The sequence below is a fragment of the Streptomyces sp. NPDC104761 genome (assembly GCF_055583445.1).
The window spans coordinates 273,244-297,499 of the sequence record NZ_JBVJNZ010000002.1 but is presented as its reverse complement, the minus strand read 5'-3'; the positions used below and the strand labels follow the sequence as shown (position 1 = coordinate 297,499).

16 protein-coding genes and 1 pseudogene are annotated in these 24,256 nt (G+C 67.6%); 9 read left to right on the top strand and 8 right to left on the bottom strand.

Features of this window, described 5'->3' with window-relative positions:
* Nucleotides 1-22 precede the first annotated feature (22 nt).
* Both ACZ63F_RS07850 and ACZ63F_RS07845 read left to right on the top strand, forming a co-directional pair.
* Nucleotides 23-445: an arsenate reductase ArsC gene (locus tag ACZ63F_RS07850; protein WP_469709634.1), complete on the top strand. Its 423-nt coding sequence runs from the start codon at nucleotides 23-25 to the stop codon at nucleotides 443-445.
* A gap of 140 nt (nucleotides 446-585) precedes the next feature.
* Complete coding sequence (locus ACZ63F_RS07845) at nucleotides 586-1,263, top strand: SMI1/KNR4 family protein (protein WP_469709633.1); 678 nt, start codon at nucleotides 586-588, stop codon at nucleotides 1,261-1,263.
* 63 nt (nucleotides 1,264-1,326) lie between these two features.
* Here ACZ63F_RS07845 and pyrF read toward each other — a convergent pair whose 3' ends face one another.
* Nucleotides 1,327-2,037, bottom strand: a complete 711-nt coding sequence (gene pyrF / locus ACZ63F_RS07840; protein WP_469709632.1) for an orotidine-5'-phosphate decarboxylase — start codon at nucleotides 2,035-2,037, stop codon at nucleotides 1,327-1,329.
* A gap of 555 nt (nucleotides 2,038-2,592) precedes the next feature.
* Between pyrF and ACZ63F_RS07835 the strand changes: the two genes are divergently transcribed.
* The 3 genes from ACZ63F_RS07835 to ACZ63F_RS07825 are packed head-to-tail and all read left to right on the top strand — an operon-like array spanning nucleotide 2,593 to nucleotide 7,970.
* Nucleotides 2,593-2,904, top strand: a complete 312-nt coding sequence (locus ACZ63F_RS07835; RefSeq protein WP_469709631.1) for a hypothetical protein — start codon at nucleotides 2,593-2,595, stop codon at nucleotides 2,902-2,904.
* Nucleotides 2,905-2,914: 10 nt separating this feature from the next.
* On the top strand, nucleotides 2,915-7,405 hold the full coding sequence (locus ACZ63F_RS07830) for a DUF6531 domain-containing protein (protein WP_469709630.1): 4,491 nt from the start codon (nucleotides 2,915-2,917) through the stop codon (nucleotides 7,403-7,405).
* A 25-nt stretch (nucleotides 7,406-7,430) separates the two neighbouring features.
* Nucleotides 7,431-7,970 (top strand): SMI1/KNR4 family protein, encoded by a 540-nt coding sequence (locus ACZ63F_RS07825; RefSeq protein ID WP_469709629.1) that lies wholly within the window; start codon nucleotides 7,431-7,433, stop codon nucleotides 7,968-7,970.
* Between the two features lie 129 nt (nucleotides 7,971-8,099).
* Here ACZ63F_RS07825 and ACZ63F_RS07820 read toward each other — a convergent pair whose 3' ends face one another.
* On the bottom strand, nucleotides 8,100-8,585 hold the full coding sequence (locus ACZ63F_RS07820; protein ID WP_469709628.1) for a phage terminase large subunit family protein: 486 nt from the start codon (nucleotides 8,583-8,585) through the stop codon (nucleotides 8,100-8,102).
* A gap of 854 nt (nucleotides 8,586-9,439) precedes the next feature.
* Here ACZ63F_RS07820 and ACZ63F_RS07815 point away from each other — a divergent pair.
* Nucleotides 9,440-10,069: pseudogene (locus tag ACZ63F_RS07815) on the top strand (site-specific integrase); the annotation flags it as partial.
* 591 nt (nucleotides 10,070-10,660) lie between these two features.
* A complete protein-coding gene (locus ACZ63F_RS07810; RefSeq protein WP_469709627.1) occupies nucleotides 10,661-12,334 on the top strand; it encodes a DUF262 domain-containing protein in 1,674 nt (557 codons plus the stop codon).
* Nucleotides 12,335-12,486: 152 nt separating this feature from the next.
* On the opposite strand, the gene ACZ63F_RS07805 is transcribed toward ACZ63F_RS07810, so the two are convergent.
* Together ACZ63F_RS07805 and ACZ63F_RS07800 are read right to left on the bottom strand one after the other, a co-directional pair.
* Complete coding sequence (locus tag ACZ63F_RS07805; RefSeq protein WP_469709626.1) at nucleotides 12,487-14,073, bottom strand: serine/threonine-protein kinase; 1,587 nt, start codon at nucleotides 14,071-14,073, stop codon at nucleotides 12,487-12,489.
* Nucleotides 14,074-14,182: 109 nt separating this feature from the next.
* A complete protein-coding gene (locus tag ACZ63F_RS07800; protein ID WP_469709625.1) occupies nucleotides 14,183-14,668 on the bottom strand; it encodes an ATP-binding protein in 486 nt (161 codons plus the stop codon).
* Nucleotides 14,669-14,830: 162 nt separating this feature from the next.
* On the opposite strand from ACZ63F_RS07800, the gene ACZ63F_RS07795 reads away from it, so the two are divergent.
* Entirely contained in the window at nucleotides 14,831-15,703 is an 873-nt protein-coding gene (locus tag ACZ63F_RS07795; RefSeq protein WP_469709951.1) for a helix-turn-helix domain-containing protein, read from the top strand.
* A gap of 8 nt (nucleotides 15,704-15,711) precedes the next feature.
* Entirely contained in the window at nucleotides 15,712-15,912 is a 201-nt protein-coding gene (locus ACZ63F_RS07790) for a DUF397 domain-containing protein (protein WP_469709624.1), read from the top strand.
* Between the two features lie 305 nt (nucleotides 15,913-16,217).
* Here the strand turns inward: ACZ63F_RS07790 and ACZ63F_RS07785 are convergent, their stop codons facing one another.
* From ACZ63F_RS07785 to ACZ63F_RS07770, 4 genes are all read right to left on the bottom strand, one after another.
* Nucleotides 16,218-17,525 carry a hypothetical protein gene (locus ACZ63F_RS07785; RefSeq protein ID WP_469709623.1) on the bottom strand — a complete coding sequence of 436 codons (1,308 nt, stop codon included), beginning with the start codon at nucleotides 17,523-17,525 and terminating at the stop codon, nucleotides 16,218-16,220.
* Between the two features lie 203 nt (nucleotides 17,526-17,728).
* Nucleotides 17,729-20,926 carry a type I restriction endonuclease subunit R gene (locus ACZ63F_RS07780; protein WP_469709622.1) on the bottom strand — a complete coding sequence of 1,066 codons (3,198 nt, stop codon included), beginning with the start codon at nucleotides 20,924-20,926 and terminating at the stop codon, nucleotides 17,729-17,731.
* 2 nt (nucleotides 20,927-20,928) lie between these two features.
* Entirely contained in the window at nucleotides 20,929-21,762 is an 834-nt protein-coding gene (locus tag ACZ63F_RS07775; protein ID WP_469709621.1) for a restriction endonuclease subunit S, read from the bottom strand.
* Nucleotides 21,763-22,193: 431 nt separating this feature from the next.
* Nucleotides 22,194-24,203: a type I restriction-modification system subunit M gene (locus ACZ63F_RS07770; protein ID WP_469709620.1), complete on the bottom strand. Its 2,010-nt coding sequence runs from the start codon at nucleotides 24,201-24,203 to the stop codon at nucleotides 22,194-22,196.
* Between the last annotated feature and the right edge of the window lie 53 nt (nucleotides 24,204-24,256).

Below are 24,256 nucleotides of genomic sequence, written 5' to 3'. Positions count from 1 at the left end.
TCCGTCAGAAAGCGCACCCGCCATGAACACCCCTGCCGAACCGCCGTCCGTGCTCTTCGTCTGCGTCCACAACGCCGGGCGCTCCCAGATGGCCGCCGCCTTCCTCACCCACCTCGCGGGCGACCGCGTGCGGGTGCGCTCCGCCGGGTCCGCACCCGCCGCGACGGTCAACCCGGCCGTCGTCGAAGCCATGGCGGAGGCCGGCATCGACGTCTCGGCCGAGATCCCCAAGGTGCTCACCACCGAGGCCGTGCAGGCCTCGGACGTCGTCATCACGATGGGCTGCGGCGACACCTGCCCGGTCTTCCCCGGCAAGCGCTACCTCGACTGGGAGCTCCAGGACCCGGCCGGCCAGGGCGTCGACGCCGTACGGCCCATCCGCGACGAGATCGAGAAGCGCATCCGCGGCCTGATCGACGAGATCGCCCCTACGGCCGGAGCATGAGCGTTCCTCCCGGCGTGCGCGTCACGGACTGATCGTCCGTTGGGCAGAGGTTGCTGGGACGCCTCCGCGGGCGAGGAGCTGCTGGTGCGTGCCAGGCCTGAGCACGGGCAGCGGGGGGACAGCCGATATCGTCAGGCGCCATGACCGACTGGGCCGGGGTACGCGAGCGAGTTCTGGCTCTGGCCGCAGGCTCGAGCAGCGACAAGGTGTTCGGGTCGACGGGGCACGGCTTTGCGCTCGATGCGCCTCTGCCGGCGGCCGAGGTGGCCGACCTCGAGGCCTGGTTGGGTGTTGAGCTGCCCGAGGACTATCGCTCGTTCCTGCTTCACGTCGGAGCCGGCGGGGCTGGTCCGGCTTACGGTGTTTTTCCGGTGCGGCGCGTGGACTCCGGCGGTTGGCGCTGGATTGGAGATGCCCCTGAGGAGGTCGAGCCGGGCAGGGTCGCCGAGTTGTTTCCGGGTGGGGCTGACCCGGAGGCAGCAGTAGAGATTCTGGTCGAGCAGCCTCTCGTGGAGGACTTCGACGACCTCGCCGATTTCGAAGCGGCCCTCGAGGTGTGGGAAGAGCGTCTGGCAGATGTGCAGTACGACCCGCGGTTTACTGCGGGCGCACTCTGCCTGTGCGATGAGGGCTGCGGGCTGACGGCCTGGCTGGTCGTCACGGGATCGGAGCGAGGCCGGATATGGCGTGACCCGCGCTCCGACGGCAAGGACCTACATCCGGTACGGGACGCCGGCGGCTCTCTGCTGGACTTCGCAGGTTGGTATCTCGAGTGGCTCGCGGCCGCCGAGGCGGTCTCTGGCGGGGGACCGTTCTGAACGGCCGTGAGCCGAATGAGACGGAAACCGAGACGGCCCGGAACAAGGCCGGGCCCTCTCCACCTACGGCGACCGATGTCCGGCTGTCAGGTTGGCGCAGACACGGTGGAATGCAGACAGCGGATCCGGCGCGCGCGTGACCGTGCGGCCCACGACCACATGTGAGGCTCCGTCCGCGACGGCGGCCCGCGGTGTGCCATGGCGCGCATGTTCGGCAACGGACTCGCCGGCCAAGGCGACTCCGGGCGTGACGATCAGGGCATCGCTTCCCAATGCCCCGCGCAGGGCCGCGACTTCCTGCGGTGAGGCGATCACGCCGTGGCATCCGGCCCGCTCGGCCAGGCGGGCCAGCCGCAGCACTTGGTCCTCGGCCAGGGCGGCAACGCCGATGTCGACGAGGTCGGCGTCGGTCATGCTGGTGACGACGGTGAGGGCAAGGACACGAAGGTCGGGATAGTCGCGGGCCGCATCGACCGCGGCGGCCATGATCCCCGTCCCGCCCATGCTGTGCACCGTCACCATGGAGGCGCCGAGTGCGCCTGCCGCGCGGACCGCGCCGGCGACAGAGTTCGGGATCTCGAAGAGCTTGAGGTCCAGGAACACCTCGTTGCCCCCGGCGACGAGGTGTTCCACGAACTGGGGCCCGACCGCGGTGAGGAGTTCCAGGCCGACCTTGTAGAAGCGGCACTCGTCACCGAGTTGATCCACGACGGCTTGAGCGGCGGGGAGGTTGTCGCAGTCCAGCGCGACGATGATCTGAGGGGCCGGGTCCATGACGCCATTGTGATCTCGCGGCGTCGACCGCCGCACACCGCCCTGTTCTCACTGCCCTGCACCACCCCGGAACAGGACCTCGGCGACGCCGTGAACGTACGACCTGGAGGCCACCCAGCAGATGGGAGAGGGTCTGGTCGACGATCAGGGAGGAGTCGCCGTATTCGCAACGGTCGTCGTCGCCGTCCTCGCCGAGCAGAGCGGCGGCCTGGGTGTGGTCGTAGGCGGCCGGCACGCTGTGGCGGCCAGCCGTCGGCGCTCGGACTCCGGCAGCCAGGATGCCGCCATGAGGCCGGGCAGGCGCGTGGGCCGCCCTCAGGTCGCGGCCTGGAACGCCGGCTTGTACGCGAGCGCTCCCCAGGTGTCGATGACGAGCTGCCGTCAGTGCCGCATGTGCCAACTCCCGCTTGTCGCACCGCTGTTCAAGGACGGCGCAGCCTAAGAGAAGGTGATCTTTGCCGGTGCTTGACCAGCGCCTTACCTCCCCTGGGGGCGACCTCACTACGGTCGTCGGGGTTGGCATGTGCACAGAGTGAAGCACGGGGGTGAGGTGGCATGTCGGACCTGAAGAAGCAGGCCACGTCCATGCACAAGGCCGCGTCGGGGATGCGGACGGTGGGGCATCACACGGCGAAGCCGTTGCAGGAGTTCAAGGCGCAGTCACATGACCTGAGCGCACTCGGCGCACTGGGGTCACTGCTCAGCGCCACCGGCGAGATACGCGAGGGCATGACCACCTTGGCCAAGCTGACAAGGCAGTTGGAAGAGGAGTGGGAGGCGGAGGCCAAGCTGATCGGCGAAGTCTCCGACGCCTTCGATCTGCTCGACGTGCTCATCGCAGCCAAGGCCCAGGCGGAAAAGGGCTGATCGGCACAGCATGGTCGACCTCAATCCCCTCCACTACGTCAGCAAGTTCAACCACATGTTCGGCGACTCGATCGCCAGCGGTCTGGAGTTCCTGGGTATCTCCGATCCCGCCGTGGACCCGGACGGCGTACGCGAGATCGCCAAGAAGTGGCGGCACCTGGCAACCGGCCTGGACGACGCCGCCGAGGCCGCCCGCAAGGCGCTCGCGGATGTGGAGTGGGAGGGCAAGGCCGCCAAGGCGTTCAACAAGCGCTCCAAGGCAGCCCGGAAGCAGGCCACGGAGATGGCGCACTCGCTCCGCGAAGGCGCCAAGGCTCTGGACGACTTCGCGGACAAGGCGCACGAGATGCTGTCCGAGATCGGCGTCATGCTGGCAGAGATCGCGGAGTTCGAGATCGCCGGCCTGGCCCTGTCCATCCTGACCGCCGGCGCCTCCGAGGTGGCCTCCACGCTCATGGCTGGCGAGCGCGCGCTGAAGGTCGTCGCACTGGTCGGCCGGATCGAAGAAGAAGGCACCGCGCTGGGCGCCGTCATACGCGAGGTGATGGAGGTCATCCGGGGCGTCGAGCGGGCGCTGAAGGCGCTCAAGGAAATCCGCGGGGTCGCCCAGGTGGGCAAACTCGCCGCGGACGGCGCGAAGTTCTCCGCGTTCGAGACACTGCTGCAGGACCCGGGCGCCTTCAAGGATCCCGGCAAGCTGGCCGGCGTCCTCACCGAAGGCGCCGTGATGGGCGTCGGGATGGGGGTCCTGGGCAAGGCCCTCGGCAAGAGCCTGAAGGCACTCAAGCCCAGCGAACTCGCCAAGCTGGCCAAGGCGTTGAAGCTCGGCGGAAACGGTTTGTCGCGGCTCAAGCTCCGCCCAGGTGAGGCCGAGAGACTCGAAGCCGGAATCCAGGCGGCGGAGAAGGAGTGCAAGCTCGACCCGATCGACGTCGCCACCGGCGACATGCTGCTGCCACAGACCGATGTGCGACTGCCTGGCGTCCTGCCACTGGTGCTGCAACGCACCCACATGTCCTCGTACCGGTGGGGCGGCTGGTTCGGCCCCTCCTGGGCCTCCACTCTCGACCAGCGACTCCAGGTGGACGACGTCTCCGTCACCTACGCCGCGCCGGACGGCTCCCGGCTGGTCTACCCGCTTCCGGACCCTGAGACCGTCGAACCGGTGTACCCCGAGGTCGGCCCGAGGATGCCCCTGTCCTGGGACACCGAGGTCGACGGCGCCCTGCGCCTGCTCGAACCCGGTACAGGCGTCTCCTACACCTTTCACACGCCGCAGACCACCGACGACGGCAACGCGATAGACCTGCCCCTTCAGTTCATCGTGGACGGCAACGGACAGCGCATCGCCATCCGCTACGCCGACGACGGCACACCAGTGGACGTCACGCACTCCGGCGGCTATCGCATCGCGATAGACCGGCACCGCGAACAGCCACGCATCGTGGCCCTGCGCCTCATGGACCCCGACAACGCGGACAGCCACGGGACCACACTGCTCACCTACGGGTACGACGAAAACGGGCACCTCACCGAGGTAACCGACTCCTCCGGTCTGCCGCTGCGCTTCACCTACGACAGCGAGGGCAGGATCACCTCCTGGACCGACCGCAACGACACGTCGTACACCTACGCATACGACGAGCGCGGCCGCGTCATCCGGACCGAAGGCAGCGGCGGCTACCTGTCCGGCGCTCTCACCTACGACGACGCCACGCGCACCACGACCACCACCGACGCCCTGGGCAACGTCACCCGCTACGAGCACAACGAGGCTCTGCGCCTCATACGCACCGTCGACCCGCTCGGAAGCGTCACCAGCCAGGAGTGGGACGTGCGACACCGCCTGGTGGCGGTCACTGATCCCCTCGCGCACACCACTCGGTACACCTACGACGACAACGGACGGCTGAGCCGCGTCGTCCGTCCCGACGGCAGCCAGATCAGCATGGAGTACAACGAACTCCATCTGCCCACGGCCGTGACAGAGCCAGACGGCGCGGTCTGGCACTACACATACGACGAGCGCGGCAACCGCACCTCCGTCATCGACCCCAGCGGGCAGGCGACTCGTTTCACCTTCGGGCGTCACGGCGCGATCAAGAGCATCACGAACCCCCTCGGGGAGCGCGTGGAGATCACCTCCAACGCGGCCGGGCTGCCACTTGCCGTCAGCGACGGGTCCCGGACGCTGAAACGGCAGGAGTACGACGCTTTCGGGCGGCCGGTGCTGGTTACCGGCTCGACAGGAAAAACGACTCGCCTGACATGGTCCGTCGAGGGCCGGCTCACCTCACGGACAGGCCCCGACGGCTCTACGGAGACCTGGACGTTCGACGCGGAAGGCAACTGCGTCCTCCACACCGATCCGCGCGGGGCGCAAACGCGCTCGGAATACGATGCCTTCGACCTCCTGACCGCCCGCGTGAGCGCCGACGGAGTGCGGCACACGTTCTCCTACGACACAGCGCGGCGCCTGACAACTGTCACCAACCCGCGGGGACTTACCTGGATGTACCGGTACGACCCCGCAGGACAACTCGTCGAGGAGACCGACTTCGACGGCCGCACGATGGCCTACGAGTACGACGCGGCAGGGCGGCTCGTCAGACGGGCCAACGCTGCCGGACAAGCCGTCACCTACCACTACGACCCCGCAGGCCAGCTCATCGAGAAATTTGCCGACGGCCGGTCCACCCGCTTCGAGAACGATCCGTGCGGGCGCCTCCTGCGTGCCGGCAACCCAGAGGCGGAACTGGAGTTCCACTACGACGCGGTGGGACGCGTCGTGGCGGAGTGCGTCGACGACCGAGTCCTCGCCACCTCGTGCGACGCCGCAGGGCGCCGCACCGGACGCACCACACCCTCCGGCGTCACGACGACGTACTCGTACGACTCCTTCGGGAACTACGACACCCTCACCATGTCGGGCCGAACCCTCGCCTTCGGGCACGACGCGGCGGGCCGTGAGATCCAGCGCAGCCTGGGCGACCGCTTCACTCTCTCCTTCGCGTGGAACGACCAAGGCCGGTTCACCGGCCAGACACTCACCACCCCCGGCACCGAACAGCCGCAGATCCACCGGACCTACGCCTACCGCAGCGACGGACACCTCACCTCCGTCACCGACCAGCACACCGGCTCCCGCACCTTCACCCTGGACCGGGCGGGCCGCGTCACCACCGTCCAGGCAGCTGACTGGACCGAGACCTACGCCTACGACGAAATGGGCAACCAGACCCACGCGTCGTGGCCGGAGCGGCACCCCGGCACCGAAACCCGTGGCACGCGCACATACGCAGGCACCCGCCTGACCCACGCCGGCGGCACACGCTACGAATACGACGCAGCGGGCCGCACCATCCTGCGGCAGAAGACGCGGCTGTCACGCAAGCCCGACACCTGGCGCTACACATGGGACGCCGAGGACCGGCTCACCTCGGTCACCACTCCGGACGGCACGGTCTGGCGCTACGTCTACGACCCGCTCGGCCGCCGTATCGCCAAACAGCGCCTCGCTTCCGACGGAAATGTGGCCGAGGAAACCCGGTTCACCTGGGACGGCAGCACCCTCACCGAACAGACCAGCCACGTCGCCGGCACCCGCGAACTCCTCACGCTGACCTGGGACCACGACGGCCTGGCACCGCTCGCGCAGACCGAGACCAGATCGCTCGCCTCAGCCCCTCAGGAGGTGATCGACCAGCGGTTCTTCGCCATCGTCACCGACCAGATCGGTACCCCCACCGAACTCGTCGACGAGGACGGCAACGTCGCCTGGCGCACCCGAGCGACGCTGTGGGGCACAACGACATGGAACCGCGATGCCACCGCCTACACACCACTGCGCTTCCCCGGCCAGTACTTCGACCCTGAAACCGGCCTGCACCACAACTACTTCCGCTTCTACGACCCCGAAACGGCCCGCTATCTCACTCAGGACCCGCTCGGACTCGACCCGGCGCCGAACCCCGTTGCCTACGTCGACAACCCGCACACCCTGTGCGACCCGATGGGACTCACGCCCTGCGACGAGGCCGACGTCACCTGGGGCGGTCGCGTCCGCTACGGCGCGCCTGGACCTGGCGGCCGGGCCACCGGCATGGAAGCCACCATCGAACCCGACATGACCGGAGGAAAAACCAACCCCCAGGTCAACGTGCCCGGTTACGAGAAATACAAGAAGCTCAACAAAACCCACCTGCTCGGTGCCCAGATAGGCGGCTCGAACAAGGATCCCCGCAATTTCGTCACCATGCACCGATTTGCCAACTCGCCGGTCATGCGAAAGGTCGAGGACCAGATCAGAGCGGCCGTCGACCTAGGCGAGACCATCGAATACTCGGTCACACCCGTCTACCGGTCCAACGATCCGAGCGACGTCGTACCCGTGGGACTCACTTTGAGAGCCCGGGGCAGCAACGGTTTCAGCTTCACCCCCTACGAAGGCGGCAGCGCGACAAACGCCGTCACTATCCTGAACGTACCCAAACCCAAGTAGAGCGCACAGAAAGGATCCCGCTTTCATGCACCCCGCCGTGGAACGCCTCTCCGAGCTCATCCCCCCAGGTACGCCACGCCGCGCCCGCGACTGGGGGGCAGCGGAGCGGCAACTGGGCACGCCCCTGCCCGACGACTACAAGGAACTCGTCGAGACCTACGGAGGCGGCGTCTTCGACGAGACCATCTGGCTTCTTGATCCCGAGTGCCCCGACGAGGACTACAACCTCCGGGACCAGGCCGCGGAGCGCACCGGAATCCTCGCCGACCTGTGGCAGACCGAAGCCAAGCCGGCAGAACTCCAGGACCCCGACACACAAGTCCTGCCATGGGCCTACGTCGAGGAAAGCGGCATGTACCTCTACTGGCTACGGCAACCGGGGCAGAAGCCGAACGACTGGACGGTCATCCTCAACGAAGGCCGAGGCCCGGAATGGGAACACCACACCAGCCAGTGCGCCCCCTTCCTGCTCGCCGTCCTTACAGGGGAAGCCGAGACCGAGTACTTCCCCGACCTGCCCCTGGACAGCCACAGCTTCGACTCCAACGACGACATCCTCGAGTAGCCGCGACAGGGTTTCTCCTCTGCGACGAACTTCGATGGGTGGCCTACGTCTCCGGAGCCGGGGAAGTGGCCGGCCCGATCCTTGTGCGGGCTGCCGACTGGGTGGCCGCACTGGGATCCTGAGTGGTTCCTACCGACGACCGTGAAGGCGACGGTCCGAGGTCTCTGCCGAGGCTCCGGCAACAGCGGTGTCGAGGAACAGGTCGGTGAGCCCCCAGAGCGTCGCCACCGGCGCCGCGCGGGCCCGCTTGCCGCGGGTGGCGTGGACGACGCGGCAGGGGACCGTGGGGTCGGCCTCCGCGAGAAGGGCAGGGAGGTAGTCGCCGCCGTTGTTGGCCTCGATGACCACGCAGTCGGCCTGGTGTTCGTGGTACAGGGCGGCGCGGCGCATCGCGGCTGTCGGGGTGTGGCGGTCCTGTTCGGCGTGGAGGACGTGGCCGCGGGGGCTGCGGTAGCCGTACATCTGCTCCAGTGGGTGCGAGCGGCCGGCGACCGTGAAGGCGGTCAGGTCCGCGGAGTCCGTCGTCGTGACGGCCGGGTCGACGGCGACGACCAGGCGGTCGAGCGGCGGGACCGCGGTGGGGCGACGCGGAAGCCCTCGACCTCGAACATCCACTGCTTCCACAGTGCGCCCTCGACGTCTTCGAGGAGGACGCCGCCCAGCTCCTGGCGGCCGAGACGGGTGCCGCCGGCGGGCGCCGTTCATCAGCTGAGGAACGGCGCCCACACGCTACACAGGGTTTGAGATCTGGCCTCATCTTCATCAGGTTGATCACGGGGGACCGCCGACGTTGACCAACCGGGCCTGAGCCTCGGCCGATCGTCCATGGGGGTCCGGCATGGACCGCTGCTGTTCGCGCTTGTTGGTGTCAGCCACTGGTGTCAGCCGCCGCACGCACCCTTGACAAGCGCGGCCATTCTCTCGGTCCTGCCGGGGACCGACCGCGTGGTCCTCGGCGCCTCCTGCAACAATTCCGCGACGGTGACGCTAGTCATGAGCCCGGGGGGAACGGCGTGCTTCTTTGTGGGGTGCTCGCACTGATCGCGGGCGGCGCTTTCATCGTGGTGGCCTGTGGCTATCGCGGCGTGGACGTCTGGGTGTGGGACTGGGCAGACGTGACCGTTTCGCCGCGTTATAGGACGCGATGGGGGACGCCTTGGAAGAGCCTCGAACGCATGAGAGTGCAGTTCGGATTCCTGGGAGTCGTGTTGGTGATCCTGGGACTGGTGACCGTGACGCGCTAACAGCCCGGTAGCAGGAGATCTTCTGCGTTCGTCTGCGCATCAGGTTTGCCACCGCCGGCTCGCCCTGATCTTCCTCAACCCACCACTTTCCCCAGCTCCCATCCCGTCTGCCGTCGGCCCACACACCGTGGAGCGGGCGTGGTTCATGGCGTCCAGGTGGAGCGCGCCACTGTACGAACGACCTGGACGCCCTGGGCCGCGTCTGCTCGGCTCTGCCAGCCGCACCCCTGGCCCCTCGACGAGACGCTTGATTTCCTCGCCGCCTCCCGCAAGGACCCGCTCTACACGGCCTTCGTCCTCGCCATCGCCATGGGCCTCCGCCGGGGAGAGATCGTCGGTCTCCGGTGGTCTGACCTCGACCTCGACAACCGCGTCCTCTACGTCCGCCACCAGGTCCAGCGCCGCCGTGGCGTCCTCTACGACGACGATCCCAAGAGCCGCCGTCGCCGCGCCGTCCCGCTGCCTGCCCTCTGCATCGCACCCCTGCGCCGGCACCGCATGAGGCAAGCAGCCGCCCGCGCCAAGGCGGGGGAGAAGTGGCAGGACTCCGACTACGTCTTCGCCACCCGCACCGGCCGCCCCGTCGAGCCGCGCAACCTCTACCGCTCCTTCACCCGCGTCGCCGAGTCCGCCGGCCTCCGCGTCATCCGGCTGCACGACGCCCGCCACGGCACCGCCACCCTCCTCACAGCGGCCGGTGTCGCGCCCCGCGTCGTGATGGAGATCCTCGGTCACTCCCAGATCAGCATCACCATGGACGTCTACACGCACGTCGTCCAGGACACCTGGCGTGAGGCCATGAGCCACATGGACCGGCTCCTCAGGAACAGGAAGAGGCGCCCCGGTCGCCAGTGATCAGCGGCGACCGTCCCCGTTGATGTCAAAAGTGGATGTCAAAGGCCCCGGACCATGATCGGTCCGGGGTCTTTTGCCTGGTGCCCCCGGCAGGATTCGAACCTGCGACACCCGCTTTATGAGAGTGTCTATTGATCATCCTGTCTATCCTGACCTTTCCTCGGCTTCATCGTTCCTGCTGGTCAGCGCTGGGGAGTCTTCCGGGTTCCTCCGGTCCTTCCCTCCCTTTACTCGGCCTTCCGTTCCCATGACGTTCCCATGAGGGGGCCCGCGGAGGCCCCGCGGCTGGGGTGGGGGAGTCGGCTGAGACCAGCCCCGGTCGTTGAAACGCTGAGCGCCGCAGACCCTTTCGGGGCGCCAAGGGCCATGCGCCGAGCGGGGTTGCCGGGCACAGCAGCGGCCGGAGCTGATCTCCCGGCCCAAGGAGACCGGGCCGATCGCGGGTGGGCAGACGTAGCCACACTCGTGCGACAGCGACGCTACCCAGCCCCGGCCGCCGCGGCATCACTCTGTCCAGAGCAGGTCCATGCGCATCGTTCAGCTTGCGGGATCCCTGGGACATGGCAGCAGCAGCCCATACATTATTGGACAATGCAGCAACTCGAGGCGCAGGAAGTCTCCCTGCACAAGGTTTTCAGCAGTGACTACGACTTCAGGATTCCGGACTACCAGCGGCCCTACGCCTGGGATGTCGAGCAGGCCGTCCAGCTGCTGACCGACTTGGAGGAGTCGCTGGAAAGGGGGACAGACGAGCCGTACTTCCTCGGCTCCATCGTGCTCGTCAAGGCCAAGGGCAACGCGCCCGCCGAGGTCATCGACGGCCAGCAGCGCCTCACCACCCTGACCATCCTGCTCGCCCTCCTTCGCGACCTGACAGAGGACTCCGACCTGCGTAGCGATCTCGACAGGCTGGTCACGGAGCCCGGCAACAAGGTCCGCCGGCTCGATCCCAAGCCCAGGCTCACCCTGCGAATCCGCGACGCAGGCTTCTTCCAGCAGTACGTCCAGACCAAGGGAGCCACCGAGGCGCTGCGGACGCTGAAGGAGGAGACGCTACCAACAGACGCTCAGAAGGCTGTCCTGCGCAACGCGAAGGCGCTCCACGCGATACTCGACGGCTGGTCGGAGGAACGGCGGCTGGACCTCGTGCAGATGCTTGGAGAGCGCACCTTCCTGGTCGTCGTCAGTACCCCCGATCTGGACAGCGCGCATCGCATCTTCAGCGTCATGAACTCGCGGGGCATGGACCTCTCTCCCACGGATATTTTCAAGTCGCACATCATCGGTGCCCTGGACGAGAAGGCCTCGGAGGAGTGCGCTCGCAAGTGGGAAGACGCGGAGGAAGCCCTGGGGCGGGACGACTTCGCCGACCTCTTCCTTCACCTGCGCATGGTGTTCGCCATGAAGCGGGCAGAGCGGGAACTGCTCAAAGAGTTTCCTGAGCAGGTGCTCAACCACTACCTGCCCGGCAAGGCCGAGTCGTTCGTCAATGACGTCGTCGTGCCGTACGCGGACGCCTACGTGCAGATTCGCGACGCCGGCTACGCGGCGGCCTCCGGAGCGGAGCAGGTCAATGCGTGGTTCAAGCGCCTCCAGCAGATCGACAACAACGACTGGCGGCCCGCGGCCCTGTGGGCGCTGCGTAACCACGGTGACGACCCGGCCTGGCTCGACACATTCTTCGGCGCGCTGGAACGGCTGGCGGCCAGCATGTTCATACGGCGCGTCTACACCACTCCCCGCGTCACGCGATACGCGGACCTCCTGCGCGAACTCAATGCCGGCGAAGGCCTTGACGCGACCTCCTTCGCTCTGACGGACACAGAGAAGGCCGAGACTCTTGCGCGTCTGGACGGTGACATCTATCTCGTCACCAAGACTCGCAAGTACGTCCTGCTGCGTCTGGACGAGATGCTGGCCGGAAAGCCCGGGGTGTCGTACGACCACGCCCTGATCACCGTCGAGCACGTGCTACCGCAGAATCCGAAGCAGCAGTCGCAGTGGCTGCGGCACTTCACCGACGCGCAGCGCGTGGAGTGGACGCATCGACTGGGCAACCTCGTCCTGCTCAACCGGACGAAGAACGCCTACGCCCAGAACTACGACTTCACGGAGAAGAAGGCCAAGTACTTCACCGGCAGGCACGGCGTCTCCACTTTCGCCCTGACCAGCCAGGTGTTGCAGCATCAGGAGTGGGCGCCGGAACTGCTGCAGAAGCGGCAGCGACGGCTCGTGGGGCTCCTGGCCGACGAGTGGGACCTGTAAGGAGTCAGGGACAGAAGCCCGCAGGGTCATGCGTCTGCGGGCTGCCGTATGCCGGGAAACTCGGATCAAAGGTGTGGTCACTGGTGCGGCGTTGAGCCGAACTCGGCTGGAGCAGCATGGTTTCGGATGATGCTGCTTGTGGAGGACACGGGTCAGGAAGCCGATCCGTCGAGGCCGAGCCGGATCACGGCGAGTGCCTCGGCGATCTCGACGGTCATCTCGTCGTCAGGGCCGAACACCATGCACATGTCCTCGTGGAGCGGTTCGAGGACTTGCCGGGCTTCGGCGGCCCGGCCCTGGGCGAGCAGCAGCATCCCGATGTTGTGCCGCAGCTCCACGGCTTCCTCGCTCACGTCGCTGTCGACGGCCCGCACGACGTTCAGCACGCCCTGGAGCTCGGCGAGCGCGTCGGTGACCTGGCCGAGTTCGGCGCGGCACCGGGCGGCCTGGGCGCGGCAGGCGCGGGCCTGCTCGCCGGTGGGGCCGGCGATGCGGGCGTACGCGTCGGCGAGGGCGTCGAACTCGGGCAGGGCGGCCCGGTAGTCGCCGCCGAGGAGGCGGACCGCCGCTCGCTGGCGGCGCAGCGCCAGGACCGGCTTGCTCTCGGAGCCGAGGGCGAGGGCCGCGGGTTCGATGACCTCGCCGAGCACCTCGGCTGCCTGCGCGAACCGCTCCTCCTCCAGCAGTGCGTCGGAGTGGGCGTACGCCTCCTTGATGTCCTCGCGCAGCCGGTCGGGGACGGGCACCGGCTGGGCCCCCGGGAGGACGGCTGTCGGCGCCGGGCCCCCGGGTGCGGGGGCCTGGGCGCGGGCGCGGGGCGCGAAAGGGTGACGGAACACGCCCGTCGGGTCGGGTGCGCCGGCCGGCCCGGCATCGGATGTGTCGGGTTCCGCACCCGGCGGCGGGAGGAACGGCAGCAGCCGCGCGTACACCTCCTGTGTGTCGGCGGGCCGCGCCTCGGGCGCCTTGCGCAGGAGGTGCAGGACCAGCTCTTCCAGCGCCTCGGGGACGTCGGGCCGCAGCTGCCGCAGCGGGGTGGGGGCGGCGTTGACGTGCTGGTACATCAGCAGGTACTCGTTGTCCGCCTCGAACACGACGCGCCCGCTGAGCAGTTCGTGCAGCACACAACCCAGCGCGTACAGGTCGGTCTGCGGGGTGATGCGTCCGCCGCGGACCTGCTCGGGTGACATGTACTGGTGGGTGCCGATGGGGCTGCCGGTGGCGGTCAGTTTGGTGACGTCGGTGCGCAGGATCGCCGCGATGCCGAAGTCGAGGACCTTCACGGTGCCGTCGCGTGCGACGAGGATGTTGCCCGGCTTGAGGTCCCGGTGGATGACCGGCACGTCGTGTGCGTACGACAGCACGGTCGCGACCTGCGCGGCGACGGCCGCCGCCCAGCTGACCGGCAGCGGCCGGCCGGGGTTGAGGTAGGCGGACAGCGGCACGCCGTCGACGAGCTCCATCACCAGGAACAGCCGCTCGTACGACGCGTCGAGCACCGCGTCGTACACCTGCGGTACGCCGGGGTGCTGGATGCGCGCGGTGATGCGGGCCTCGCGGCGGAAGCGCTTGGCGAACTCCTCTGCCAGCTGTGGCGAGGTGACCGACGCCTGCCGGATGAGCTTGACGGCGACGGGCCGGTCCAGCACGGCGTCGTAGCCGCGCCACACGTCACCCATGCCGCCGTGGCTGAGCTCCTCCAGGAGTTCGTAACGGTCGGAGATCGCCTCCTGCGGCACCTTGCCCCCGGTGTGCGTGAAGAACGGCCACGGTCAGGGGCAAGTGTGACCGCTGCGCCGATCCGCCGTCCAGCGGTCGCAGCACGACAGGGGCACGGGCGGCGGTGGACTACGGGCAGGAGGGCACGGCGGCCGGTCGGCCTCCCGCTGGCAGGACGTACTCCGCCCAGACCGTCTTGCCGGGGCCGCCGGGGCACGGGTGCCAGCCCCAGCGGTCGGCGAGGTGCTCCACCAGGAGCAGGCCGCGGCCGGCGTCGCCGAGGTCCGTCGGCGCCGCCACGACCGGCAGGCCTTCGGTACGGGTGTCGGTGACCTCGATCCGTACGGCCGTGGTGTCGCAGGCCAACGAGAGGTGGAAGTCCCGGCCGGGGACCCGGCCGTGCCGGACGGCGTTGGCGGCGAGCTCGGCGACGATCAGCGTCAGGGTGTGGTGCGCGTCGCAGTCGTACGGGATGCCCCACGCGTCGATCCGCTGCCCGGCAAGTCGCCGGGCGAGCCGCGCGCCGCGCGGGGTGGAGCTGAACCGCATCGCTAAGTGGCCTGTGGGGCTGGTGGGCCGGGGGACGCGGTCGGGGGGAGCGGTTTCACTGGTCATGCCCTCAAGGCTCCCGGTGGTGGCGTAGCGTGACCAGTGGTGACGCTACGCCGCATGCGGGTTGTACGCGACGGGGCGGGATCTGTACGAGGCGCGCCGCGTGACCGGCTCGTGGCAGGGGCGTTGGGCCGGGGAGCCGGGCCGGGGAGGCGGTGGGTGCCGATGGAGTCGGTGGAGCAGCGCGCGGGCGAGGGTGAGGGCGAGCGGGAGGACGCCGGGCCGCGGCCGGAGGACGAGCCGGGTTCGGGCGTGGTGACTGCGTTCGGGCGGCAGTTGAAGCTGCTGCGGGTACGGGCGGGCCTGGAACGCCCGGAGTTCGGGAAGCTCACGGGTTACGCGGCCCCGTCGATCGCCTCCTTCGAGCAGGGGCGGCGGATCCCCTCGCCCAGGTTCATCGACCGCGCGGACGAGGTGCTGGACGCCGGGGGAGTCCTCAAGGCACTGAAGGAGGAGGTGGGGCGGGCACAGTATCCGGCGTTCTTCCGGGACATGGCGCGGTTGGAGGCGGAGGCGGTGGCTCTCCATGTGTACGCGGCGCAGGCAGTTCCCGGCCTGTTGCAAACCGACGAGTACGCGCGCGCCGTGTTCACCATGCGGCGCCCCCTACTTGACGAAGACACCATCGAGCAGCGAGTGGCAGCCCGCCTTGCCCGACAGGCCATCTTCTCCCGCAGGCCTATGCCCACCTTAAGTTTCGTGATCGAGGAGTCGGTACTTCGACGTCCCATCGGTGGTTGGCCGGTACTGCAGGGGCAGCTTGAGCAGATCATGCTGCACGCGCACCGCCGTAATGTGGAGGTCCAGATCATGCCCAACGAGCGTGTGGAGCACTGCGGTCTGGCCGGACCCTTCACCTTGATCGAGAACCGCGACGGGCGGAGGATGGCCTACGTGGAGGTCCAGCGGGACAGCCGCCTACACAGCGACAGGACGGCCGTCAGGGAGATCGAGGAGCAGTACGGAATCCTCCGGGCTCAGGCGCTGACTCCTCATGAATCGCTGGCCCGTGTCGAGAAACTGCTGGGGGAGAGATGAGTAACCAGATGCCCGAGCCGACTGTGCCGGAGTCAGCCTGGTCCAAGAGCAGCTATAGCAGTGGCGAGGGCGGCGAGTGTGTCGAGGTTGCCGAGGCCGCTGGAACCGTACGGATCCGGGACTCGAAGGCCCGGTCCGGACCGGTTCTGACGGTCACCCCCAAGGCGTGGGCTGGGTTCGTCGGGCTGGCGGCCGACCAGACCATCTGAGCCGTACATTCGAATCTCCCGTGGCTGCCCAGTCGCGCAGGCGGCTGGGCCCACGTTTGGGGTCATACTCGGACACCGCCCGCGTCGCCATGTCCTCGGCGGTACGCAACTCGTCCGTGGCGGAACGGAATGCGGGTCCGTCCTTGCCGGTGGTGCCGTGGATCGCGACGAGAGCACGACTGCGGCGTGCGGAGAGATGCACGGTGGGCGGGGGCGGCAGGTGCGGACACCGGAGTGATGGCGTCCGCACCGAGGTTTTGGGCGACCCCACACCACTCACCGAGTGAGTGGGAGCGCGCCTGCGCCTACACGGGCAGTGCAGGGAACACGACCACCGAGCCGTCCTTGTCGCGGGCGATCTCGATCGCCACGTCTGTCGTACGGCTGTTGACCGTGACGCCGTCGCCCAGGGTGCGAATCCGGTGTGCCGCGCGCATCAGACGATTGACTTCATCGGTCGTGAAGACGGGCATCCACCCTTGCGGGCCTGCCAGCTCCAACGCCGAAAGACGCACCAGGACACCGGCGATGCCCGACTCCAGTTCGTCGAGGCGCTGCTGGTCGCGCTTGAGCTCGCGGGTGAAGTTCTCGAACATGTTGTCGGGGTCGTCCTGCGCATGCTCGACCGCCTGCAGGACGACGACCCGTCGCTTCAGCGCAACGGCCAAGGCGGCGAGTTCGAGGTGGGCGCGGAAGGTGCCGCCTTCATTGTCGACGCCGGGGAACGACTTGGTCAGCTTGCCGACCTCGACGGGCTTGCCGTCGGGCAGCTTGTCGAGTGCGCTCTGCCACTGGGCAAGGCGGCGGTCGGCACGGCCCAGGGCCGTGTTGATGGCGTGCACTGCCGAGTCCAGTCCCAGTGAGACACCGAGCTTGCCCTGGTCGAGCAGAATGGCCGTGGCCTTGTCGATGGCATCCCGGCAGCCGTCGAGTTCGCTGTGCTCCTCTTCGAGTTTCTGTTCGTGCAGTTGCTCCAGCAGTTCCGTGATGTGTTCGATGGCCTGCTGGCGCTTGCGGTCGGCGTGCGCGCTCACCCCCACCGCCACAGCCATGAGCACGAGCGGAGCGGCCACGGTGAGCGCCGCGCTGCCGGCGGCCGCGACGCCGGCTGTCGCACCGGCTCCACCGGCTGCGCCTGCTGCGGCCACTTTGCCGACCGGCACGAACGTCGCATTGGCGGCGATGCCCGTCGAGTTCATGAGCGCGCTGTGGATGCCACCGGCCGCAGCCTTCGACGGCATCGAACGAAGCGCGCCTTGACCCAACTGGGCGGCGACCTTCGCCGGAACCACCATGCGATACAGGTTTTCGCCGGCGGCGGTCGCCTTGGCCGCCGTCAGGGAACTCCGCGTCGATTGCGTGATGAACTGCGACAGGTGCTGCGCCAGGGGACTCGCGGCATCGAGTGGGATACCTCGGCTGCGGTCGAGCTTGTCGGGCAGCGGATGCGCCTCCAGCGTGGCGATCGGCGCGTCGGCCATGACGGCCAGCACACCGCGCAGTTCTGCCAGGCGCCCGGCCGTCATCGATCCTTCTCCGGCCAGTGCGGGCACCTGGACGTCACCGGTTGCCAGTGTCCACACCGGAACGAGTGTCTTGCGGGTTTCAGCCATCGTCTCCCCCTCTTTTCCCACAACAATTTATGGCGTACATCAGGCAAGAACGGCACGAGCCTCGTGTATTCGGGTACGGGCGCTGCCTGTCGGCGAACCGACGATCACCAGGGCAACTCACCGGATCGTCCACGGCCGTCAGGCCGCAGGCGAGTCGAGGCCGAAGGGCGCCCCGGCCGGCGCGTCCGGCCGGGGCGCACGCGTCAGACGTCGTCGTCCAGGCCCTCCTCGCGGCGGATCATCCGCCAGGCGGCCTTGCGGGCACTGCGGTCGAGGCTGGACTTGAAGCCCTTGTCGGGGCCGAAGTACTGGCGGCCCATGCCCGCGATGGTGTCGATGTGGTCGGCCATCTTGTCCGCGAAGACGTTGTCGAAGACGAGGCCGAAGTTGTCCTCGTCGTTGACGACGGCAGCCGCCCGTACCTTGGGGTCGGCTTTGGCCTCCGCGAACGGCCGGATGACGTCCTGTTCGGTGAACTCGGTGCCGAAGCGTTCGTTGAACTTCTCGATCAGCTGCGAGAGCAGCGACTTTTCCGCTTCCTTGGCACCGCCCGAGCCGTCGCCGAAGCCTTGCATCGTCGTCGACCCCTCTGGGGTGAGGGAGACGTCGTACTCGCCGGTCTTCTCCACCCGCATGTGGCTGAGGTCGATCTCGCCTATGTCCACGCCGCCGTCGGCGCGGCGCGGCAGCCGGTTGAGGAGGTAGCGGCCGTAGAGGTGCAGGCGCTCCAGCTCGGCGTCCCGGTAGGGGACGATCTGCGCGAGGAAGCCGTACTTCCTGACGTAGTCGTTGAGGTCGGCGCGGAAGCCCTCCGCGGTCTCCTGGTCGTCCTCGTCGTCGCTTTCGAGCAGGGGCGTGAAGCGGGCGACGGCGGGCGAGAGCAGCCGGTACAGCTCAGCGTGCAGCTTCTCCCACTTGGACTGCGAGCCTGCGGCCTTCTCCTTGGCGGCGAAGTACGCGGCGGCGAACTCGTCCATCTCCTGCCCGGACAGGATCGCCGCCTGCATGACCCGGCTCTGCGCGGTGTAGAGCAGGTTGGGGTCGGAGGGGAGGGTGTTCGCCTCCTCGAAGTACGGGCGGAAGGAGTCCTGGATGTCCTCCGCGTCGTTGACGAAGTCCAGGACCGCGAGGTCCGCCTGCGTCTTGCGGTCGGCGGTCCGGTTCAGCCGGGATAGTGTCTGTACGGCGGAGATGCCGGTCAGTGTCTTGTTGACGTACATCGTCGTAAGCAGCGGCTGGTCGAACCCGGTCTGGTACTTCTCCGCCACGACCAGGATCCGGTACTCGCGCTGCCCTGTACCGCCGGCTCGGGCGGCCTTGTCGTCGGCACGTGTGTACGCGAACGCCTTCGGCAGCGCGCTCTCCGCCAGCCCGCCGTTCTCCTTCGGCTCGGTGGTCTCCTCGCCGTCGACGGTGAGCGAGCCGGAGAAGGCGACGAGGACGCCCAGGTCGGGGTACTTGGTGTCGTAGTCCCGGTCCTTGATGTAGCTCTTGATCGCGCGCGCCATCTGCACGGCGGACTGCCGGGAGGCGGTCACCACCATGGACTTGGCCCGCCCGCCGAGACGGCCCCGGCTGTGCGCCACGAAGTGCTCCACGATCACCTGGGCGTGCTGGGCGACCGTCGAGTCATGGGTGAGCGCGTACCGGGCGAGCAGGGAGTTCGCCTTCGACGGGTCGACCTCCCGCTCGTCAGGGTTCTGGTTCACCAGCTTCCAGTACGTGTTGTACGTGACGTAGTTGCGCAGCGGGTCGAGGATGAAGCCCTCCTCGATCGCCTGGCGCATGGAGTACGTGTGGAAGGGCCGGTAGGTCGCCTTGCCGTCGATGTCCTGGAGCGTGCCGAAGAGTTCGAGGGTCTTGGCCTTCGGCGTGGCGGTGAACGCGAAGTAGGAGAGGTTCGCGGCGCGGGAACGCTGCTCGGCTCTCTTCCTGAGCTGCTCGTCGAGGGTGGTGGCCTCGGCTCTGACCGTGGTCGCGCCTTCGTCGTCCGAGTCGGAGTCCAGGCCGAGGTCGCGCAGGGCGGACCGTACGGCGGTGGCGGCATCGCCGGACTGCGAGGAGTGCGCCTCGTCCACGATGATCGCGAAGCGGCTGCCCTGTATCTCGGTGGGGTTGCGCTGGAGGTAGTCGAGCAGCGCCGGGAAGGAGTGCAGGGTGACGGTGACGATCTTCCCGGTGTCACGGGAGAGCGCCTTGGCGAGCTGCTCGCCCTTCGCCCCGTGCTTCTCGTCGATCTTCACGACGAGGCCCGCGGTTTGCTCGAAACTGCCGACCGTTTCCCGGAGTTGGGCGTCCAGGTTGCGGCGGTCGGTGATGACGATGACCTTGTCGAAGACCGGTACGCCCGGCTTGAGTCCCTTGGCCACGGCCTCGGCATCGAGCTCCGACGGGTCGGGGGAGGTGTGCAGATCGCTGAGGCGGTGGGCGAGCCAGCCGATGGTGTTCGACTTGCCCGAGCCGGCCGAGGCCATTACCAGGTAATCGTGACCGGCGCCGTGGGTGGCGGCGTGCGCGGTCAGCTTCTTGACCACGTCCCACTGGTGGAACCTGGGGAAAATCATCGTCTTGGTGGTGCCGCCGCCGGGCGTCTTGCTCTTGTGCAGGTGCACGAACCGCTGCAGCAGGTCCAGCCAGTTGTCCGGCTGCCAGACCTGCTCCCAGAGGTAGGAGGTCGCGTACGTGCCGTAGACGGTCGGGGCCGGGTTGCCGGCGCCGCCCGGCTGACCAGGGCCGTTGGAGCCGGTGTTGAACGGGAGAAAACGGGTGTTTTTGCCCTTGAGCTGAGTGGCGACGAAGACCAGGTCCGGGTCGACGGCGAAGTTCGCGACGACCCGGCGCGTGAAGATCAGCTCGGTGGGGTCCCGGTCGATGCGGTACTGCTCCTTGGCCTGCTCAACCCCCTGCTTGGTCAGGGGGTTCTTCAACTCGGCCGTGGCGACGGGGATTCCGTTGAGGAAGAGGGTGAGGTCGAGCCGGTTGCCCCAGTCGGCCTGCTTCGTCGCGTACTCGAGTTCGCGGACGACGGTGAGACGGTTGGCCCGGTAGCCGTCCAGCACGGAGTCGTGAGCGACGAGGTTCGGCTTGAAGTACGCGACGCGGAGCAGGACGCCCCGGTCCTTGACGCCGTTCCGGAGGGCATCGAGGAGCCCGTTGGTGGCGATAGCCTGGTCGAGGCGACTGGCGAACCCGCGCTGCGCCTCGTTGGGGTCGCTGCCGTAGACCGTGAGTAGGTCGTTCCACTCATCGGGCTGGGTCGCCCCGATGAAGGTGAACAACTCGTTGGTGTCCAGGCCGAGATCAGCCCGGTAATCCTGCGGGCGCGCCTCACGCCAGCCACGCTCGACCATGGCAGCAACGATGGCGTCACCGAAGGCAGACTCCGTGTGGATGGGGCTCATGGCTACGCGGTGACTCCGTCCGTTACGTTGCGTCCGCTGGCGGTGTAGACATCGAATTGGCCGGTTACGGCGGCAGTGATCAGGGACTGGCGGCGTTCCGTGAGCAAGCTGACCTGACGCTGTGTGGCCTCTTGGATTAGCGCGTGCCTAGCCGCGTGGACGCTGAACTGTTTGGTCACTACGTTCTGCTTCTCCATGGAGACCACGTTGACGTTGATGCGTCGGAGGTCCCAAATGTTGAGCGTGCGGAATGTGGAACCAACGGCTCGTAGGTCGCACTGTTCTCGAACTCGCCGCGTTTGGAGGGCCTGCAGGAGCCACTGTCCGGATACCCCGCGTGCAGGAGCGATCCTCGCCGTTCCTTGTGTTAGGTTCGCCTCGCGCAATTCCGGTGGTACAACGGCCACAGCACCGATAGACGCCCTCATTGCCATCACGATGTCCCCAGGCTGGACGGCGGCCCGTCGATACTGGGCGTGGATCTCTGGGCTTGTCCGGCTGAGGGAATGCGGATGGAGCTTCTTGAGATCTCCAGTTTTGATGTAGGGAACGCCGTCGGGTACTTCCGGGCCCGCTTGGACGATGCCGTAGACGATGGGGCGGTACGGATCCGTCAGGTACATGAGCGGGGTGGCCACTGAATCCGACGAGGGGATCCCGAAGAGATGGTCTCGGATGGAGTCGAGATGCTCATCGAGGAGAGCCATTTGTGAGCGACGCACGGACGTCATCCGGTCGATGCGGGCGGTCTCGGCGTCGAGAAAATCGGCGATGCGGCGCTGCTCCTCCAGCGGGGGAACGAGGAGCGGCATGGGGTGGAAATTTTCCTTCGACACACGTCGATCAAACGTAGTGTCTGCGCGAGTGTAAAGACGGTACTGGTCTCGATATGGAGCGCTCCGCAGCAGGTGATGTACATATTGAGGGTGCAGATCGGGTCCGAGTCGATAGACGCGGTAGTCCGGGCTTACGGCGCCAGTTACAGTGGATACGCCGATACCGCCACCGGTTAGCCACATCGGGTTCACGACCAGGTTTCCCGGGTGTGTAACCCAATACCTCTCGATAGTCGATTCGGAAGGGGCCTGTCGCCCCATTCCGCCTTCTTCTTTGCGAGGCGTAATGATGCCAGTCGAGGCTAGCGAGAGAAGGGGCAGGGAACTCTTGGAGTTCATCTCGTCGACCAGTGATGCGTGCCTTCGAAATGGCTCTACCCGCCAAGTCCGCGGAATGTTGCGGGCCGTAGCCTCGACGGCCAAGTCGAAGGTCATTCCGTAACCTCCCCAAGCAGAGCCTGAATCTCTGCCTCCAGCGACTTCAACTCCGCGTCGATCTCCGCCAGCGGCCTCGGCGGCGTATACACGTAGAAGTGCCGCGTGAACGGGATCTCATACCCGATCTTCGTCTTCGTGTGGTCGATCCACGCGTCTGCCACATGCGGCAGCACCTCGCGCTTCAGGTACTCCTCGACGTCCTCCCCCAGAGGCACGTTCTCGTAGTCCCGCAGGTCCGTGTCCGGCTCCGGTGCCCCCTTGACCTTCTGGACCTCGCCCTCGGGATCGCGGACCCCGATCGTCTCCCGTACCGCCTTCGCGAACGGCGCTCCCGACGGCCAGGTCAGGCCAGCCGCGACCACCGCGTCCTTGAGCGCGATGAACGCCTCGGACTTCGTCGTCCAGGACGAGCCGAGCAACGTGCGCACCGCCGCGACGAACTCCTCGCTCCGCTCCAGCTTGGCCACCGGCTTGGCCTCCGCCAGCGCGGCCAACGTCTCCTCCGTGACCTCGAAGCGCAGCTTCAACGGCCGCTCCACGGTGATGCGCTGGTAGCCGAAGTCCTCGTTGGCGAAGACCTTGACCTTGCCGTGCAGCGGGTGCTCGGGGTCCTTCGCGACCTGCACCGCCTCCGCGTACAGGCGGGTGATGTCGGCGATGTGGTCGGGGCGGCCGTTCGTCCCGTCACCCAGCTCCTTGCGCTTGTCGCCGAGGGACTTGCGCATCTTCTGCCACTGGTCGCGCGCGTCCAGCAAGACGACCTTGCCCTTGTGGTCGGCGTCCTTGCGGTTGGTGAGGATCCAGAAGTACGTGGAGATGCCGGTGTTGTAGAAGAGTTGGTCCGGGAGGGCGACGATCGCCTCCAGCCAGTCGTTCTCCAGGATCCAGCGGCGGATGTTGGACTCGCCCGACTCGGCCGCGCCCGTGAACAGCGGGGAGCCGTTGAAGACGATGGCGATGCGGGAGCCGCCCCCGCCGTTCACGTCCACCGGCTTCATCTTCGAGATCATGTGCTGGAGGAAGAGCAGCGAGCCGTCGTTGATGCGCGGCAGGCCCGCGCCGAAGCGGCCCGCGTCACCGAGCGACTTGTGCTCGTACTCGACCTCCTCCTTGACCTTCTTCCACTCCACACCGAACGGCGGGTTCGCGAGGATGTAGTCGAACCTGCGGCGGGCGTGGCCGTCGTCGGAGAAGGAGTTGCCGAAGCGGATGTTCTCCGGGTCCTGGCCCTTGATCATGAGGTCGGAGCGGCAGATCGCCCAGGACTCGGGGTTGAGTTCCTGCCCGTACACCTCGACCGTCGCGTCCGGGTTGAGGGCCTTGATGCGGTCGTCGGCGGCGCTGAGCATGCCGCCGGTGCCGCAGGCCGGGTCCATGACCGTGCGGACGACACCCGGCACGGTGAGGGCGTCCGCGTCGGGTGCCACCAGCAGGTTGACCATCAGCTTGATGACCTCGCGCGGGGTGAAGTGCTCACCCGCGGTCTCGTTCGACTGCTCGGCGAAGCGGCGGATCAACTCCTCGAAGATGTAGCCCATGTTGTGGTTGGGCACGACATCGGGGTGCAGGTCGAGGTCCGTGAACTTGCCGATGACCTGGTACAGCAGGTTCGCGCCGTCGAGCTTCCTGACCTGCTGGTTGAACTCGTACTTGTCGAGGACCTCGCGGGCGTTGTCAGAGAAGGCGCCGACGTAGATCTGCAGGTTCTTCGCCGCGTTCTGCGGGTCGGCCGCGATCTTCCGCAGCGTGAGCTCGCTCTTGTTGTAGAAGGCGTGGCCCGAGGCCTTCCGCAGGAAGCGGTCGGTGTCGAGGTCCTGGCCGGCGAAGCGGGCCACCGTCTCGACGACCTTGTCCCGGGTGGGTTCCAGGACGCACTCCAGGCGCCGCAGCACGGTGAACGGCAGGATCACCTTGCCGTAGTCGGACTGCTTGTAGTCGCCGCGCAGGAGGTCGGCGACGGACCAGGCGTGGTTCGCCAGCTCCGTGTGCTTGCTGCTGTTCACGGTTCCCCGAGTTCCTTCCGAGCCGTTCCGCCGGGCGAGGGGGCGGGTGCGGC